Origin of the sequence: Nonomuraea sp. NPDC003560 (assembly GCF_042878785.1) — a bacterium.
Lineage (GTDB): Bacteria > Actinomycetota > Actinomycetes > Streptosporangiales > Streptosporangiaceae > Nonomuraea.
In genome coordinates this window covers 720,671-735,146 of record NZ_JBIAOF010000003.1, presented here as the reverse complement: position 1 = coordinate 735,146, position 14,476 = coordinate 720,671, and the positions used below count along the sequence as shown (strand labels likewise).

The window sequence follows — 14,476 nt, the reverse complement described above, 5'->3', positions numbered from 1 at the left end:
CAGGCGGTCCGCCGGGCAGGCCGTCCGGGCCCGGCGGAGTGGCCCTAGCCCCGTCTAACGGGCATTTCGAGGATGGTCCGCAGCTGATAGCGGTCAGCGCGGTAGGTGGACACGCCGAGCTCCGCGCAGACGCCGCCGGAGAAGGACCTGCGCTGGAGCAGCAGCACGGCGCCGCCGCGCGGCAGCTTCAGCAGGTCGGCGTCGCTCGGGTCGGCGATGCCGCCGTCGATGGTGAGCTCGCCGGCGTCCATGACCAGCCCGTAGCGGCTCTCCAGCAGCTCGTACAGCGATTTGTCCGACAGGTCGTCATCAGCCAGATCGGGGGCGAGCTTGACCGGGATGTGTGCCCGTTCGATGGACAGCGGCTCGCCGTCGGCCGTGCGCAGGCGTTCGATGAAGTGCACTTCCTCACCCGGCTGGATCCCCAGCTCCTTGGCCAGGTGGGCGCTGGCCCGCACGATGCGGCGGTCGAGGTCGCGCGAGCCCGGTATCATCCCGCGCGCCCTCATGTCGTCGGTGAACGACGTGAGCTGCAACGCCAGCTCGATCTTGGGCCTGGCCACGAACGTGCCCTTGCCCGGCACGCGGTGCAGGCGGCCCTCGGAGACCAGGTGGTCGACGGCCTGCCGCACGGTCATCCTGGACAGGCCGAACCGCTGGCAGAGCTCCCGCTCGGACGGGATGGCCGCGCCGATGCTGAGCTCGTTGCTGTCAATGAGGTCCAGCAGGATCTCGCGAAGCTGGAAGTACTTGGGCACCGGGCTATCCGGATCGATGTGCGCCACGGATCCTCCCCTCGATCGGCAAAGAAGAAATCTGGATCTGGTGGTGCGGCAGTCTATGGGCAGATTTCTTGTTTGGTGGCCATGGGCTATGGTTCGTACTGGTCTAGTCCGGACTAGACCACATGTCGCGAAAGACGGTCAAGTCCGACACCGTATGAATCGAGGGATGAGCTCAGGATGACCACCAAGATGCGCAGTGAGATCGCCGAGCAGCCGGAAGCGCTGCGGGCCACGCTCGACGCCCTGCTCCCCAGGGTGGGCGAGGTGAAGGCGGTGGGCGAGCAGACTCGCCAGCTGCTGTTCATCGCGCGTGGAACCTCCGACAACGCCGCAGTCTACGGCCGCTACCTGGTCGAGTCCCACGCGGGCCGGATGGGCGCGCTGGCCGCGCCGTCCATCGCGACGACCTACCGGCGCAAGCTCGACCTCGACGGCGTGCTGGCCGTCGCGATCTCCCAGTCGGGCCGGACGGAGGAGATCGTCGAGACCCTGGCCTGGGCCAAGGACTGCGGCGCGAAGACGGTCGGCATCACCAACGGCGGCGAGGACAGCCCGCTCGCCCAGGCGGCCGACGTCGCGCTGTGCACGCTGGCCGGCGAGGAGAAGGCCGTCCCGGCGACCAAGACCTACACCACCCAGCTCGCCGCGCTGGCCGTGCTGGCGCTGGGCCTGGGCGCCGACGTGAACGCCGAGGACCTGCGGCGGGTGCCCGACGCGGTGGAGAAGCTGATCGCCGAGCCGGGCGACCTGGACGCGGTCGTCGAAGGGCTGCTGGACAAGCCGGGCGTGGTGGTGTCCGGACGCGGGCTCGCCTTCTCCACGGCCCTGGAGACCGCGCTCAAGCTCAAGGAGGCCTGCTACCTGCACGCCATGGGCCTGTCCTACGCCGACCTGCTGCACGGCCCGATCGCCGTCGTCGACGCCGACACCCCGGCGCTGCTGGTGGCCGCCGAGAACAGCCCCACGCTGTCCGGCACGGTGGCCCTGGCCGAGCGGGTCGTGGCGGCGGGCGCGGCGGCGTACACGATCGGCGGCGGCGACGCGCTCGCGCAGGCCGGCACGGCCGCGCTGAACGGCCCCGACCTGCCCGAATGGGTGGCGCCGATGGGCCTGATCATCCCCGGCCAGCTCCTCACCGAAGCGCTGGCCCGGCGCCTCGGCATCGACCCCGACTCGCCGCGCGGCCTCAACAAGGTCACGCAGACGGACTGAGCGAGGCACCTCGTTTAGCCTGGTCACGGAGTTGGAACGAGGGAGGACCGGATGGCGGCGGATGTGAATGCGATCATCGCCGGTCTCGGCGGTGCCGACAACATCATCGAGATCGAGCCCTGCATCACCCGGTTGCGCACCGAAGTGCACGACGCGTCCAAGGTCGATCAGGCCGCCCTCAAGGCGGCGGGGGCGCACGGCGTGATGGCCGCGGGGAACGTGGTCCAGGTCGTCGTGGGGCCCGAGGCGGACACGATCGCCAGCGACATCGAGGACATCATCGGCTAAGGGCGAGACCATGACGACTGTTCTCGCCCCGGTCGAGGGGGCGGCTGTGGGGTTGGCCGCCGTGCCCGATCCGGTCTTCTCCGCGGGCATGGTGGGACCGGGAACGGCGATCGACCCGCTGCGGGGGCCCGGCAAGGCCGTAGCCCCCATAGCGGGAAAAATCATGAAACTGCATCCGCATGCCTACGTCATCGTGGGGGACGACGGCAGGGGCGTGCTGGTGCACCTGGGCATCGACACGGTCCAGCTCAAGGGGAAGGGGTTCCAGCTGCTGGCGGCCGAGGGCGACAGGGTCAGCGCGGGGCAGCCCGTGGTGGCGTGGGACCCGTCCGTCGTCGAGGCCGGCGGACGGTCCCCGGTCTGCCCCGTCGTGGCCCTGGACGCCCTCTCGGAGTCGGTGACCGGCATCGTCCAGGGGGCGGTGCACGTGGGGGACGAGCTGTTCACATGGATGTAGACAGCGTCGGCGCGGTCCCCGAGACCGGCGTACGACGCCTCAGCGGCACGGTCGTACCGGCAGAAGACGTCACAATAGGCGTGCCCCCAGCCACGCCGGCGCCCGGCCCGACCGCGAGCGGCCGGCCGCCATTCACGCAAGGGTCCAGCTGGTCTGGACCGGGTACAGAAGGAGAGGCTCATGGGTGAGCGCAAGGTCACGGTCGCGGCGGAGGTGGGTCTGCACGCCCGTCCCGCGGCGACGTTCGTGAAACGGGCCCAGCTGGCCCCGATGGACATCAGCGTCGCCAAGGCCAGCGGCGGCGGCGCCCCGGTCAACGGCAAGAGCATCCTCGCCATCATGGCGCTCGACGTCCGGCAGGGCGAGACCGTCGTGATCACGGCGGAGGGCGACGGCTCCGAGGAGATCCTGGACGAACTGGCCACGATCGCCGGAGCGCCATGAACCTGCGGGGGGTTGGGGTCAGCCCGGGAATCGGGCACGGCCCCGCGTACGTTCTGACCGCCTCTGTGCCCGAACCCCCCGAGGGCAGCACCTACACCGGTGAGGCGGAGCAGGAGAAGGAGCGGGCCTCGGCCGCGCTCTCACGGGTCGCGGGCGAGCTTGAGGCCCGCGGCAACCAGGCGGGCGGCGAGGCCGGGGAGATCCTCAAGGCCCAGGCGCTGATGGCCGAGGACCCCGGTCTGGTGGTGAAGGTCAGGACCCTCATCGACCGGGGCCTGGCCGCTCCCCGGGCGGTCTTCGAGGCGTTCACGAAGTACCGGGACGTGCTCAGCGGGGCCGGCGGCTACCTGGGCGAGCGGGCCGCCGACCTCGACGACATCAGGGACCGGGTGATCGCCCTGCTCACCGCGCACCCGATGCCGGGGCTGCCGGCCGCCCCCGAGGTGCCGTACGTGCTGGTCGCGACCGACCTGGCGCCCGCCGACACGGCCCTGCTGTCCAGGCGGGACGTGGCCGGGTTCGTCACCGAGCAGGGCGGGCCCACGAGCCACACCGCGATCATGGCCCGGGCGATGGGCGTGCCCGCCGTGGTCGCCTGCCCGGGGGCGACCGGCATCCCCGCCGGCGTCCCCGTCCTGGTGGACGGCACGACGGGTGAGGTGAGCCTGGAGCCGTCCGACGACCACGTGGCCGGGGCGCGGGACGCGGCGGCGGCGAAGCAGGCGGCGATCGGCGCGGCCAAGGGACCGGGCCGGACCGCCGACGGGCACGCGGTGCCGCTGCTGGCCAACGTCGCCGGCCCCGCCGAGCTGGCGGAGGCGCTGGCCGCCGGGGCGGAGGGCGTCGGGCTCTACCGGACCGAGTTCCTCTTCCTCGACCGGGCCGAGGCCCCCGCCGTCGAGGAGCAGCGACGGGCCTACCGGGCGGCGCTGGAGGCCGTGCCCGGCGCCACCGTGGTCGTGCGCACGCTCGACGCGGGCGCCGACAAGCCGCTGCGGTTCCTGCCCGCCCCCGCCGAGCCGAACCCGGCGCTGGGGGAGCGCGGGCTGCGCCTGTTCAGGCGCTTCCCCGAGGTGATGGACGCGCAGTTGCGCGCGCTGGCGGCGGCGGCCGAGGACGCGCCGGCCGAGCTGCTGGTGATGGCGCCCATGGTGGCCACGGCCGAGGAGGCCGGATGGTTCGCCGACGCCTGCCGGGCGCGCGGGTTGTCCAAGGTGGGCGTCATGATCGAGATCCCGTCGGCGGCGCTGCGGGCCGGTCAGCTGGCCGGGGTGGTGGACTTCGTCTCGCTCGGCACCAACGACCTGGCCCAGTACGCCTTCGCCGCCGACCGCCAGCTCGGCACGGTGAGCGGGCTCCAGGACCCGTGGCAGCCGGCGCTGCTCGACCTGATCGCCATGTCCTGCGGCCACGGCAAGCCGGTGGGCATCTGCGGTGAGGCGGCCGCCGATCCGGCTCTGGCGTGCGTGCTGGTCGGGCTGGGGGCGACCACGCTGTCGATGGGGGCGGGGGCGCTGGGGGCCGTACGGGCGGCGCTGGCCGCGCACACGCTGGAGCAGTGCAGGATGGCGGCGCGCACCGCGCGGGCCCAGGTCACGGCGGCGAACGCGCGCGCGGTCGCGCGCACCCACCTGCCGGGGCTCGCGGCGCTGGGGCTGTGAACGGGCCGTTTTCGGGTCGCCGGACTCGTGCGGGCCGCGGCATGGATACCTTGGAAGGCATGTTCAGACGGATCGGCCCGGCAGGGCTCCTGGTGTTGGCGCTGACCGCGTGCGGCGGCGGCGGTGGCGCCCCGGCGAGCGCGGCCCCGGCGGACGACGGGGCCACCCCCGCCGCCACCCCCGCGGCCAGCACGACACCACAGAGCCCGCCGCAGGCCGAGTCCGACCCGGTGCTGCGGGCTCTGCGGCGGATGACGCTGGAGGAGAAGGTCGGCCAGCTGTTCATGCCCGTCCTGTACGGCACCGCCGCCGACACCGTCTCCGGCGAGAACCAGGCCCGCTACGGCGCCCAGACCCCGGCCAAGGTGATCGCCCGCTACCACCTGGGCGGCGTGATCCTCTTCCCGGCGAACGTCAAGTCCACCGCCCAGGTCGTGCAGCTCACCAACGGCCTGCAGGAGGCGTCGAAGAAGGTCCCGCTGCTGGTCGGCACCGACCAGGAGAACGGCCTGGTCTCCCGCATGTCCGCGCTGATGACCGACTTCCCGGGCGCGGCCGAGATCGGCGCCACGAAGGACCCGGCGAACTCCAGGGCCGTGGCCAGGGCGACCGGCGAGGAGCTGCGGGCGCTCGGGGTCAACCTCGACTTCGCGCCGGTCGCCGACGTCAACGTCAACCCGCGGAACCCGGTCATCGGCAGGCGGGCCTACGGCGACGACCCGGCCGCGGTGGCGAAGATGGTCGCGGCGGCGGTCAAGGGCTTCGGCGACGCCAAGGTGGCGGCCACGGCCAAACACTTCCCGGGCCACGGCGACACCTCCGTCGACAGCCACACCGGCCTGCCGGTGATCAAGCACACCATGGCCCAGTGGGAGAGGATCGACGCGCCGCCGTTCAGGGCCGCCGTCGGCGCCGGGGTCGACGCCGTGATGAGCGCCCACATCGTCTTCCCCAAGCTCGACCCGTCGGGCGACCCGGCGACGTTGTCCAAGCCCATCCTGACCGGCCTGCTGCGGCAGAAGCTCGGCTTCAAGGGCGTGATCTCCACCGACGCGCTCAACATGGAGGGCGTGCGCAAGAAGTACGGCGACGGCGAGGTGGCGGTGCGCGCCGTGCTGGCCGGGGCCGACCTGCTGCTCATGCCGTACGACCTGGGCAAGGCGTACCAGGCGGTGCTGGCGGCGGTGAAGTCGGGGCGCGTCTCCGAGGACCGCCTCGACCAGTCGGTGGTCCGGCTGCTCAGGCTCAAGCAGAAGAGGGGCCTGCTGTCGGCGGCGCCCGTCGCGTCGGCGCAGCAGGCGGCCGGCGTGCTGCGCTCGCCCGAGCACCGCAGGCTGGCCGCCAAGGTGCGGGCCGCAGGGTAGGCGCGAAGGCTGATTCGCGGGGTTCTATCCTAGAACCGGATTCGAGCGAGGAGGCGGTCGTGGTCGCAGGGGTGCTCATCGACTGGGGTGGCGTGCTCACGACCAGCCTGACCGACTCCATCGCCCGGTGGCTCGCGGCCGACCGGATCGACGCCGAGCACTACCGTTCGGTGATGCGCGAGCTGGTCGACCACGCCTACCGGGGCGGCGAAGGGCAGAACGTCGTGCACGCGCTCGAACGCGGCGAGCTCGACGGCCCGGCCTTCGAGCGCGACCTGGCCGCGCGGCTGCTCACCGTGGACGGCGTGCCGCCGGTGGCCGAGGGGCTGCTGGAGCGCATGTTCGCGGGCTTCGAACGGGTTGACGCCATGTACGACATGCTCCGCGACGTACGGAAAAATGGTGTTAAGACGTGTTTGTTGTCTAACTCCTGGTCGAACACCTACCCCCGCCACGAATGGGACGGCCTCTTCGACGCGGTCGTGATCTCCGGCGAGGTCGGCATGCGCAAGCCCGAGGAACGCATCTTCCGCCACGCCCTCGACCAGGTCGGACTGCCCGGCGAGCAGTGCGTCTTCATCGACGACATCGAGGCCAACATCCTGGCCGCCCGCGCGCTCGGCATCACCGGCATCCACCACCGCGACGCCGACACGACCCTCACAGAGCTGGAGACCGTACTCCGGCTCACGCTGCGACGGGCATGATGGTGCCCTTGCGATTTCGGAAAGGTTCGTGATGCGCGTCTATCTGCCGTGCACCCTCCCCGCCCTCGCCCGCGCGGTCGAGGCGGGGGAGCTGGGTCCGGCCCCCCTGACCGGTTACGCGGTGACCCCCGCGCTGACCGAGTGGTACGCCTCGGGCGACACCGAGGAACTGGAGTACGTCGCGCTGACCGAGGCGGCCCGCGCCTCGCTGCGCATGCTGGCCGCCGATCGCGCCGACGGCGTGGCCGCCGCGCACCGGCGGGTGGTGGTGGCCGCCGAGGTGCCCGACGGCTCGGTCTCGGCCGGCGTCGACCTGGAGGAGCGGGCCCGCGTGCGCCTGGCCGCGGCCGTCCCGATGGCGAAGGTGGCCGCCGTGCACGTCGACGACCACGACGCCGTCGGCGACATCGAGGCCGCCGTCGAGGCGCTGCCCGCAGCCGACGACGGCGACGACGACGCCCGCTTCACGGTCGACGGCGCCGAGGCCCACGAGCTCATGTGGTACGCCACCCAGGAGATCCCGGACCTGCTGGGTTCATAGGATCGTCACCCTTGTCGAATAAGCTTGCTGGGACATGACAAAACACATCATCTGGGATTGGAACGGGACGCTCTTCCACGACGTCGAGGCCGTCGTCGGCGCCACCAACGCCCTGTTCAAGCCGTACGCGCTGCCTGAGCTGACCGCCGACGGGTTCCGTGCGGTCTACACCCGCCCCATCTGGGTCGCCTACGAGCGGCTGCTCGGCAGGCCGCTGGCCGAGGGGGAGTGGGAGCTGCTGGACGACGGGTTCCACGAGCACTACTTCAGGCTCAGCGCCGCCTGCGGGCTGGCCCCCGACGCCGAGGTGGTGCTCGGGGGCTGGGGCGGCACCCAGTCGCTGTGCTCGATGGCCCCGCACGCCCATCTCGTGCCGATCGTCGAGTCCTTCGGCATCACCCGGCACTTCACCCGGATCGACGGCCTGCTCGGCACCACGGGCGGCGAGAAGGCCGTGCACATGACGGCGCACATCGAGGCCCTCGACCTCGACCCCGGCGAGATCCTGGTGATCGGCGACAGCGTCGACGACGGGCTCGCCGCGCGGCACGTGGGTGCGCGGGCGGTGCTCTACACCGGCGGCATGACCACGCGGGCCGAGCTGGAGGGCACCGGCCTGCCCGTGGTGGACACGCTCGCCCAGGCGCTCCAGTACGCCTGAAGGGGGACATGCCGGATCCGCCGGGGGGCAGCCCCGGCCGGGCCGGGGCCGTACCCTTGCCGGGAACCCCTCAGGAGGTCGCCATCAACCGCCTTGTGCTCTGGAACGTCGATCTCACCCTGGTCGACGTCGCCATCGTGACCCGGGACGCCTACGCCGAGGCGTTCCGCGCCGTGACCGGCCGGCCGCTGGTCAAGCTCGTGCCGCCGCTCGGCCGTCCCGACTCCGAGATCGTCTTCGAGACGCTGGCCGTCAACGGCATCGCGGCCGAGGACGACCACCTGCCGAGATTCCTGGCCGCTCTCGCCCTCGCCTTCGCCGACCGGCGCGGCCGGCTGGCCAAGGAGGGCCGGATGATGCCGGGGGCCAAGGACGCGCTGAAGTCGGTGGCGCGGCTCGACGGCGTCGTGCAGTCGGTGCTGACCGGCACGATCAAGGGCAACGCCGTGCACAAGCTCAAGGCGTTCGGGCTGGACAGGTACGTCGACTTCGAGCTCGGCGGCTACGGCGAGGAGGTCTACCCCAAGGCGACGCTGCTGCAGGTCGCGCAGGGGAGGGCCAAGCAGCGGCTGGGCACGCCGTTCACGGCGGCCAACACGGTGGTGATCGGCGACTCCACGCGCGACGTGCAGGCCGCCAGGATCGGCGGGGCCGCCGTGATCGGGGTCGCCTCGGGGCGGTCGACGGCCGCCGAGCTGCGCGAGGCGGGCGCCGACCTGGTGCTGCCCGACCTGTCGGACGCCTCGGAGGTGGTGGCCGCGGTGGCCGGCCTGACCTCCCCGCTGGACCGCAAGACCGGCTGACTCCCTCCTCCCGGCTGACCTTGCCCGGCTCGCGCGCGCCCTCGTGCGGCCCGTCAGGGCAGGGCGGTGAGGAAGCGGGCGGCGACGGGGGCCGCCACGGCCGAGCCGGCGCCGCCGCCCTCCACGATCACCGCGAACGCCACGTCCCCCTTGTAGCCGATGAACCACGAGTGCGCGGGCGGCTCCTTGCCCGAGCCGTACTCGGCCGTCCCGGTCTTGCCCGCGGTGCCCGCGGGGAAGTGCGCGCCCTTGGCGGTGCCGTCCGTGACGACGGCGGGCATGAGCTTGCGCAGGGCCGACACCACGCCCCGCTCCAGCGGGCGCGGACGGTCGTCGGAGGCCATCTCCTTGGACACGATCCGCGGCGGGATCCAGGCGCCCGAGGCGATGGCGGCGGCGACGGAGGCCATGTTGAGCGGGCTGGCCAGCACCCGGCCCTGGCCGATGGAGGCCGAGGCCAGGTCGGTGTCGTCCTTGGGGTCGGGGAACTCGGCCCGCACGGCGGGCACGCCCGGCTTGATCGGGGTGCCGAAGCCGAAGCTCCTGGCCACCTCGGCCAGCCTGCCGCCGTTCAGCTCGGCCACGCTCATCTCGCCGAACGTCGTGTTGCACGAGTGCGCGAAGGCGTCCTGGAAGGAGAGCGTGCCGTAGTCCTTGAAGCCGGCGTTGTGGAAGGGGAAGCCGCCGATGTTCTTCTCGGCCGGGCAGGTGACCGTCCTGCCGGGCTCGACCCCGTCCGCGACCAGCGCCGAGGCCGTCACGACCTTGAACGTCGAGCCGGGCGGGTACTTTCCGAGCAGCGCCCGGTTGAAGCCGCCGGGCTTGTTGACCACGGCCAGGATCTCGGCGGTCGAGGCGCGCAGCGCCACCAGCGAGGCCGGCTTGGTGACGCCTTCCAGCGCCGCGGCCCCCGCCGCGTGCACCTTCAGGTCGATGGTGGTGCTGAACGGCTTGGTGCCGCCCGGCTTGGCCAGCGTCTCGACCAGCTCGTCACCCTTGTAGAGGCCGATGATGGAGTCGCCGCCCAGGTCGAAGCGGTCAGGGTAGGTCTGCTTGATGCCCTCGACCAGCTGCTGCACCGAGCCGGGGGCGTCCGCGCCGCCGATCTCGGTGCCGTCGGCGGCCAGGACGCGGGTGGAGTCGCGCTTCTGGGCGACCAGGCGCAGCGAGAGGCCCTTCCTGAGCTTGGGGTGGATGGTCGCCGGGGTCCAGGCGACCTTCCAGGCGCCGTCCCGCTCGACCAGCTTGAGCCGGCTGCCGTACGTCCAGTCCCGGGGGCCGGTCAGGCTGGCGTTGAAACCCAGGTAGCCGTCGTCGTCCGGGCCGTCGTCGGCGAAGGGGCCGGTCGAGCGGGAGCGGGCGAAGGTGGCCTGGTCGACCTTGAGGTCGGTGCGGAAACGCCGGTGCCAGGCCTCGAAGTCGGTGGGCGGGTCGGCGACGAGCGCCCGCATCTTCGCATAATCCTGGGCGGACCAGGCCGAGAGGTATTCGTCGGTCGTCTGCTCGGGTGAGCCCTTCGTGCGCAACAGCCAGACCGTGGCCCCCGCCGCCACGATCAGCACGACAAGGACGGTCAGGACCAGCGGCCACCTGCGCCGCCGTCCGCGACGTGGTCCTTCCGGCCGGGCGCGCCCGTACAGTGTCCCCGTTTGTGATGCCATGGCCCGAGAACACCAGAGACGGAGGAGCCCCGTCCAATATTGATATGACGGCTATATAGATATAAATCTGGATATAGTGGCTGGTCATGGACTTGGTCCGGCATCTCCGCTACTTCGTCGTCGTGGCGGAGGAACTGCACTTCGGGAACGCCGCGATCCGCCTCGGCATGGCGCAGCCGCCGCTCAGCCAGCGCATCAAACGTCTGGAGGAGGAGCTCGGCGTGCAGCTCTTCGACCGCTCCGCCCGGCAGGTACGCCTGACCGAGGCCGGACGGCTGCTGCTCGGCGAGTCCCGCGAGATCGTCTCCAGGGTCGAGCGGCTGCGCGAGCTGGCCCGCCGCGGCGACGGCGGCGTGCTCAAGATCGGGGTGCCGCCCGACCTGGCCGCCTCCGTGATCGCCGCCCTGGTCGCGGGCTTCCGCGCGGTCAATCCGGACGTACGGCTCGTCCCCGTCGAGACCTGGACGGCCGACCAGGTGTCCGCCCTGGCCGGAGGCACGATCGACGTCGGGCTCGTCCGCCATCCGGTCGCCGCCCCCGGCCTGGACTTCGGCCAGGTGCTCGTGCAGCCCCTGGGCGTGCTGCTGGCCGGGGACGACCCGCTGGCCGGGGCCGGCGAGGTGCACCTGACCGATCTGGCCGGGCGCGAGCTGCTGATGCCGCCCAAGGAGGGCGAGCCGGGCTGGCACGCCGAGACGCTGGCCGAGTGCCGCCGCCACGGGTACGTGCCCGGCCAGGTGCACCAGGGCGCCGGGCTCGGCCTGGTGCTCGCCGGCCAGGCGGTGGCGTTCGGGCCCAGGGCGGACGTCCCTGGGCTGGCCTGGCGGCCGCTGCTAGGCTCGCCGATCGCGTGCCGGGTCTCCACGGCCTGGCGCGCGGCGACGGGCCCGAAGCAGGACTGGGTCGCCGAGTTCTCGGACGTCGCCGTACGCACGTTGAAGGAGAGCGCCGGGATGACCGACGAGGGCGCCGCGCCCGCGCGGCGGATCAGCCGGAGGCCGGGGATGCTGGCATGAGCGATCCCGACTACGCGGCGCTGTTCCGGATGGCCGGGGTGACGGGCTGGCTGCACGCCTGCGACATCGACTCCGGACGGCAGTCCGGCCACGGCGCCGACGAGCCGATGCCCCTGGCGTCGGTGTACAAGCTGCCACTGCTGGTCGAGTTCTGCCGGCAGGCCGACGCCGGGCGGCTGGACGCGACGGCCCGGACGACCGTGACCTCCGGCCAGCGGGTCTCGGGCCCCACGGGCCTGTCGGCCATGCTCGACGACGTGACGATGTCGCTGCGCGACCTGGCGTACCTGATGATGGCGGTGAGCGACAACACCTCGGCCGACGTGCTGCTCGACCGGGTGGGCATGGACAACGTCAACGCCATGCTGGACGCCTTCGGCCTCGACGGCACCCGGATGCTGCAGAGCGGCCGCGACCTGTACGAGACCATGGAGCTGGACACCGGCCACGGGTGGCCGTACCTGGATCCCGACGACATCTCCCGCATGCGGGCGCTCGACCCCGCGCACACCAACCGCAGCACCCCGCGCGAGATGACCCGCCTGCTGTCCATGATCTGGCGGGACGAGGCCGCCTCGCCGCAGTCGTGCTCCTGGATGCGCGGCGTGCTCAACATGCAGGTGTGGCCCCACCGGCTGGCCTCGGGCTTCCCGTACGACGACGTCGAGGTCGGCGGCAAGACCGGGTCGCTGCCGACGCTGCGCACCGAGGTCGGCGTGGTCGAGTACCCCGACGGCGGCCGGTACGCGGTGGCGGTGTTCACCCGCTCGTTCAGCACGGCGGTCATCCAGCCGCGCGCGGACGCGGTGATCGGCACCGCTGCCCGTATGGCGGTGGACCACCTACGGAGGTAGCAAGTTATGGGGGAGGTCAGGTATGACTTTCCACCTGACGGGCGACAGGATGGGGCACATGGTTGCTGAAGGTGCGCTTCTCTGGGAACCGACCGGCGAGGTCGTGTCCGCCGCCAAGCTGACCCGCTACCTGGAGTGGCTGGGGCGGTCCGGCGCGAGCTACGAGGAGGTGTGGCAGTGGTCCGTCGACCGTCCTGAGGAGTTCTGGACGTCGATCTGGGACTACTTCGACGTCGTCGGGGAGCGTGGCGACGGGCCGGTGTTGTCGGGGGAGATGCCGGGCGCGACCTGGTTCGCGGGCGCCGAGGTCAACTACGCCGAGAACGCGTTGCGGCGCACCGAGGGCACCGCCCTGGTCTTCGTCTCCGAGGACGGCGCCCGCCAGGAGCTGACCCACGCCGAGCTGCGCGACGAGGTGGCCCGCGTCCGCACCGGCCTGGCCAGGCTCGGCGTCACCAGGGGCGACCGCGTGGCCGGCTACCTGCCGAACATCCCGCAGGCCCTGATCGCCTTCCTCGCCACGGCCTCGCTCGGCGCCGTCTGGTCGGCCGGCTCGCCCGACTTCGGGGTGCCGAGCATCGTCGACCGGTTCCGGCAGATCGAGCCCAAGGTGCTCATCGCGGTCGACGGCTACCACTACAACGGCAAGAGCTACGACCGTTCCGACGCCGTGAACGAGATCGCCGCCGAGCTGCCCACGCTGCGCGCCACGGTCTGGATCCCCTACCTGTCGGCGGCCGGCGAGGGCCGCGCCCCCCAGGAGGCCGAGCCGGCCGCCGCGCACGCCCGTTCGGTGCCGCACGGCGAGGTCATCGGCTGGGAGGGGCTGCGGGCCGAGGCGGGGCCGCTGGAGTTCGAGCGGGTGCCGTTCGGCCATCCGCTGTGGATCCTCTACTCCAGCGGCACGACCGGGCTGCCCAAGCCGATCGTGCACGGGCACGGCGGCGTGCTGCTGGAACACCTCAAGTCGCTCGCCTTCCACCAGGACCTGGGCGAGGGCGATGTGTTCTTCTGGTACACCACCACGGGCTGGATGATGTGGAACTACCTCGTCGGCGCCCTGCTGGTGGGGGCCACGCCGGTGCTCTACGACGGCTCGGCCACGCATCCCTCGCCCGCCGCGCTCTGGCGGATCGCCGCCTCGGAGAAGGTGACGTACTTCGGGGTGGGGGCGCCGTACATCATGGCCTCGCTGAAGGCCGGGCTGCGTCCGGACGGGCTGGAGCGGCTGCGCGGCATCGGCTCGACCGGCTCGCCGCTGCCGCCCGAGGGCTTCGCCTGGGTCGCCGCCGAGCTGCCCGGCACGCCGATCGGGTCGTTCTCCGGCGGCACCGACGTGTGCACGGGGTTCGTCGGGGCCACGATGCTCCACCCGATCAGGGCGGGGATCATCCCGTGCCGGTCGCTGGGGGCCAAGGTGGAGTCGTACGACCCCAAGGGCGAGCCGGTGGTCGGCGAGGTGGGCGAGCTGGTGCTGACCAAGCCGATGCCCTCGATGCCGGTGATGTTCTGGAACGACCCCGACGGGCGGCGCTACTTCGACAGCTACTTCGACGTCTACCCGGGCGTGTGGCGGCACGGCGACTGGATCAAGATCAACGAGGACGGCAGCTGCGTCATCTACGGCCGCTCCGACTCGACGCTCAACCGCGGCGGCGTGCGCATGGGCACCAGCGAGTTCTACCGGGTCGTGGAGCGGTTCGACGAGATCGCCGACAGCCTCGTGATCGACACCGGGCAGCTCGGCCAGGAGGGCAGCCTGCTGCTCTACGTCACCCTCGCCGAGGGCGCCGAGTTCGGCGAGCCGCTCGAACGCGCCCTGTGCGCGGCCCTGCGCCAGGAGCTGTCGCCCCGGCACGTGCCGAACGAGATCCGCGTCGTGCCCGGCATCCCCCGGACGTTGTCCGGCAAGAAGCTGGAGGTGCCGGTGCGCAAGATCCTGCTCGGCACGCCCGTCGAGGAGGCGGCCAACCCCGACGCCATGGCCAACCCGGAGGTGCTGCGGCACTTCAGGCCGTGACG

General features: G+C 72.1%; 15 protein-coding genes. 13 read left to right on the top strand and 2 right to left on the bottom strand.

The window, feature by feature from the left end; all coding sequences use genetic code 11:
- Positions 1 to 44 precede the first annotated feature (44 nt).
- Positions 45 to 785, bottom strand: coding sequence for a GntR family transcriptional regulator (locus ACFYUV_RS14280; RefSeq protein ID WP_352349295.1), 741 nt, complete (start codon positions 783 to 785; stop codon positions 45 to 47).
- 177 nt (positions 786 to 962) lie between these two features.
- Between ACFYUV_RS14280 and ACFYUV_RS14275 the strand changes: the two genes are divergently transcribed.
- The 10 genes from ACFYUV_RS14275 (at position 963) to ACFYUV_RS14230 (ending at position 8,923) form a co-directional block, all read left to right on the top strand.
- Positions 963 to 1,997: an SIS domain-containing protein gene (locus ACFYUV_RS14275; protein WP_357970290.1), complete on the top strand. Its 1,035-nt coding sequence runs from the start codon at positions 963 to 965 to the stop codon at positions 1,995 to 1,997.
- 51 nt (positions 1,998 to 2,048) lie between these two features.
- Positions 2,049 to 2,285, top strand: coding sequence for a PTS glucose/sucrose transporter subunit IIB (locus tag ACFYUV_RS14270; protein ID WP_352349299.1), 237 nt, complete (start codon positions 2,049 to 2,051; stop codon positions 2,283 to 2,285).
- Between the two features lie 10 nt (positions 2,286 to 2,295).
- Positions 2,296 to 2,742 carry a PTS glucose transporter subunit IIA gene (locus tag ACFYUV_RS14265; RefSeq protein ID WP_357970292.1) on the top strand — a complete coding sequence of 149 codons (447 nt, stop codon included), beginning with the start codon at positions 2,296 to 2,298 and terminating at the stop codon, positions 2,740 to 2,742.
- Positions 2,743 to 2,922: 180 nt separating this feature from the next.
- Complete coding sequence (locus ACFYUV_RS14260; RefSeq protein WP_352321677.1) at positions 2,923 to 3,186, top strand: HPr family phosphocarrier protein; 264 nt, start codon at positions 2,923 to 2,925, stop codon at positions 3,184 to 3,186.
- On the top strand, positions 3,183 to 4,847 hold the full coding sequence (gene ptsP, locus ACFYUV_RS14255; protein ID WP_387668763.1) for a phosphoenolpyruvate--protein phosphotransferase: 1,665 nt from the start codon (positions 3,183 to 3,185) through the stop codon (positions 4,845 to 4,847). The genes ACFYUV_RS14260 and ptsP overlap by 4 nt, the downstream gene beginning before the upstream one ends.
- A gap of 59 nt (positions 4,848 to 4,906) precedes the next feature.
- Positions 4,907 to 6,211, top strand: a complete 1,305-nt coding sequence (gene nagZ / locus ACFYUV_RS14250) for a beta-N-acetylhexosaminidase (RefSeq protein WP_387668760.1) — start codon at positions 4,907 to 4,909, stop codon at positions 6,209 to 6,211.
- 59 nt (positions 6,212 to 6,270) lie between these two features.
- The gene (locus ACFYUV_RS14245; RefSeq protein ID WP_357970302.1) at positions 6,271 to 6,918 is read left to right on the top strand and encodes an HAD family phosphatase; all 648 of its coding nucleotides are present in this window, start codon (positions 6,271 to 6,273) and stop codon (positions 6,916 to 6,918) included.
- 31 nt (positions 6,919 to 6,949) lie between these two features.
- The gene (locus ACFYUV_RS14240; protein WP_357990569.1) at positions 6,950 to 7,459 is read left to right on the top strand and encodes a DUF6912 family protein; all 510 of its coding nucleotides are present in this window, start codon (positions 6,950 to 6,952) and stop codon (positions 7,457 to 7,459) included.
- Positions 7,460 to 7,493: 34 nt separating this feature from the next.
- Positions 7,494 to 8,120: an HAD family hydrolase gene (locus ACFYUV_RS14235; protein WP_387668757.1), complete on the top strand. Its 627-nt coding sequence runs from the start codon at positions 7,494 to 7,496 to the stop codon at positions 8,118 to 8,120.
- Positions 8,121 to 8,215: 95 nt separating this feature from the next.
- Positions 8,216 to 8,923, top strand: coding sequence for an HAD family hydrolase (locus ACFYUV_RS14230; RefSeq protein WP_387668755.1), 708 nt, complete (start codon positions 8,216 to 8,218; stop codon positions 8,921 to 8,923).
- Positions 8,924 to 8,976: 53 nt separating this feature from the next.
- Here the strand turns inward: ACFYUV_RS14230 and ACFYUV_RS14225 are convergent, their stop codons facing one another.
- On the bottom strand, positions 8,977 to 10,485 hold the full coding sequence (locus tag ACFYUV_RS14225) for a penicillin-binding transpeptidase domain-containing protein (protein ID WP_387668752.1): 1,509 nt from the start codon (positions 10,483 to 10,485) through the stop codon (positions 8,977 to 8,979).
- A gap of 185 nt (positions 10,486 to 10,670) precedes the next feature.
- Here ACFYUV_RS14225 and ACFYUV_RS14220 point away from each other — a divergent pair, with 185 nt between their 5' ends.
- From ACFYUV_RS14220 to ACFYUV_RS14210, 3 genes are read left to right on the top strand one after another with little or no spacing between them, the layout of a single operon-like run.
- Positions 10,671 to 11,600: a LysR family transcriptional regulator gene (locus ACFYUV_RS14220; RefSeq protein ID WP_387668750.1), complete on the top strand. Its 930-nt coding sequence runs from the start codon at positions 10,671 to 10,673 to the stop codon at positions 11,598 to 11,600.
- Positions 11,597 to 12,454, top strand: coding sequence for a serine hydrolase (locus tag ACFYUV_RS14215; RefSeq protein ID WP_387668747.1), 858 nt, complete (start codon positions 11,597 to 11,599; stop codon positions 12,452 to 12,454). Before ACFYUV_RS14220 ends, ACFYUV_RS14215 begins: the two co-directional genes overlap by 4 nt.
- Before the next feature lie 58 nt (positions 12,455 to 12,512).
- Positions 12,513 to 14,474, top strand: a complete 1,962-nt coding sequence (locus ACFYUV_RS14210) for an acetoacetate--CoA ligase (RefSeq protein WP_387668745.1) — start codon at positions 12,513 to 12,515, stop codon at positions 14,472 to 14,474.
- Positions 14,475 to 14,476 lie beyond the last annotated feature (2 nt).

Coding starts and splice junctions, on each gene's coding strand:
- ACFYUV_RS14275 (WP_357970290.1), top strand. CDS start 963: ATGACCACCAAGATGCGCAGTGAGATCGCCGAGCAGCCGGAAGCGCTG.
- ACFYUV_RS14270 (WP_352349299.1), top strand. CDS start 2,049: ATGGCGGCGGATGTGAATGCGATCATCGCCGGTCTCGGCGGTGCCGAC.
- ACFYUV_RS14265 (WP_357970292.1), top strand. CDS start 2,296: ATGACGACTGTTCTCGCCCCGGTCGAGGGGGCGGCTGTGGGGTTGGCC.
- ACFYUV_RS14260 (WP_352321677.1), top strand. CDS start 2,923: ATGGGTGAGCGCAAGGTCACGGTCGCGGCGGAGGTGGGTCTGCACGCC.
- ptsP (WP_387668763.1), top strand. CDS start 3,183: ATGAACCTGCGGGGGGTTGGGGTCAGCCCGGGAATCGGGCACGGCCCC.
- nagZ (WP_387668760.1), top strand. CDS start 4,907: ATGTTCAGACGGATCGGCCCGGCAGGGCTCCTGGTGTTGGCGCTGACC.
- ACFYUV_RS14240 (WP_357990569.1), top strand. CDS start 6,950: ATGCGCGTCTATCTGCCGTGCACCCTCCCCGCCCTCGCCCGCGCGGTC.
- ACFYUV_RS14235 (WP_387668757.1), top strand. CDS start 7,494: ATGACAAAACACATCATCTGGGATTGGAACGGGACGCTCTTCCACGAC.
- ACFYUV_RS14220 (WP_387668750.1), top strand. CDS start 10,671: ATGGACTTGGTCCGGCATCTCCGCTACTTCGTCGTCGTGGCGGAGGAA.
- ACFYUV_RS14215 (WP_387668747.1), top strand. CDS start 11,597: ATGAGCGATCCCGACTACGCGGCGCTGTTCCGGATGGCCGGGGTGACG.
- ACFYUV_RS14210 (WP_387668745.1), top strand. CDS start 12,513: ATGGTTGCTGAAGGTGCGCTTCTCTGGGAACCGACCGGCGAGGTCGTG.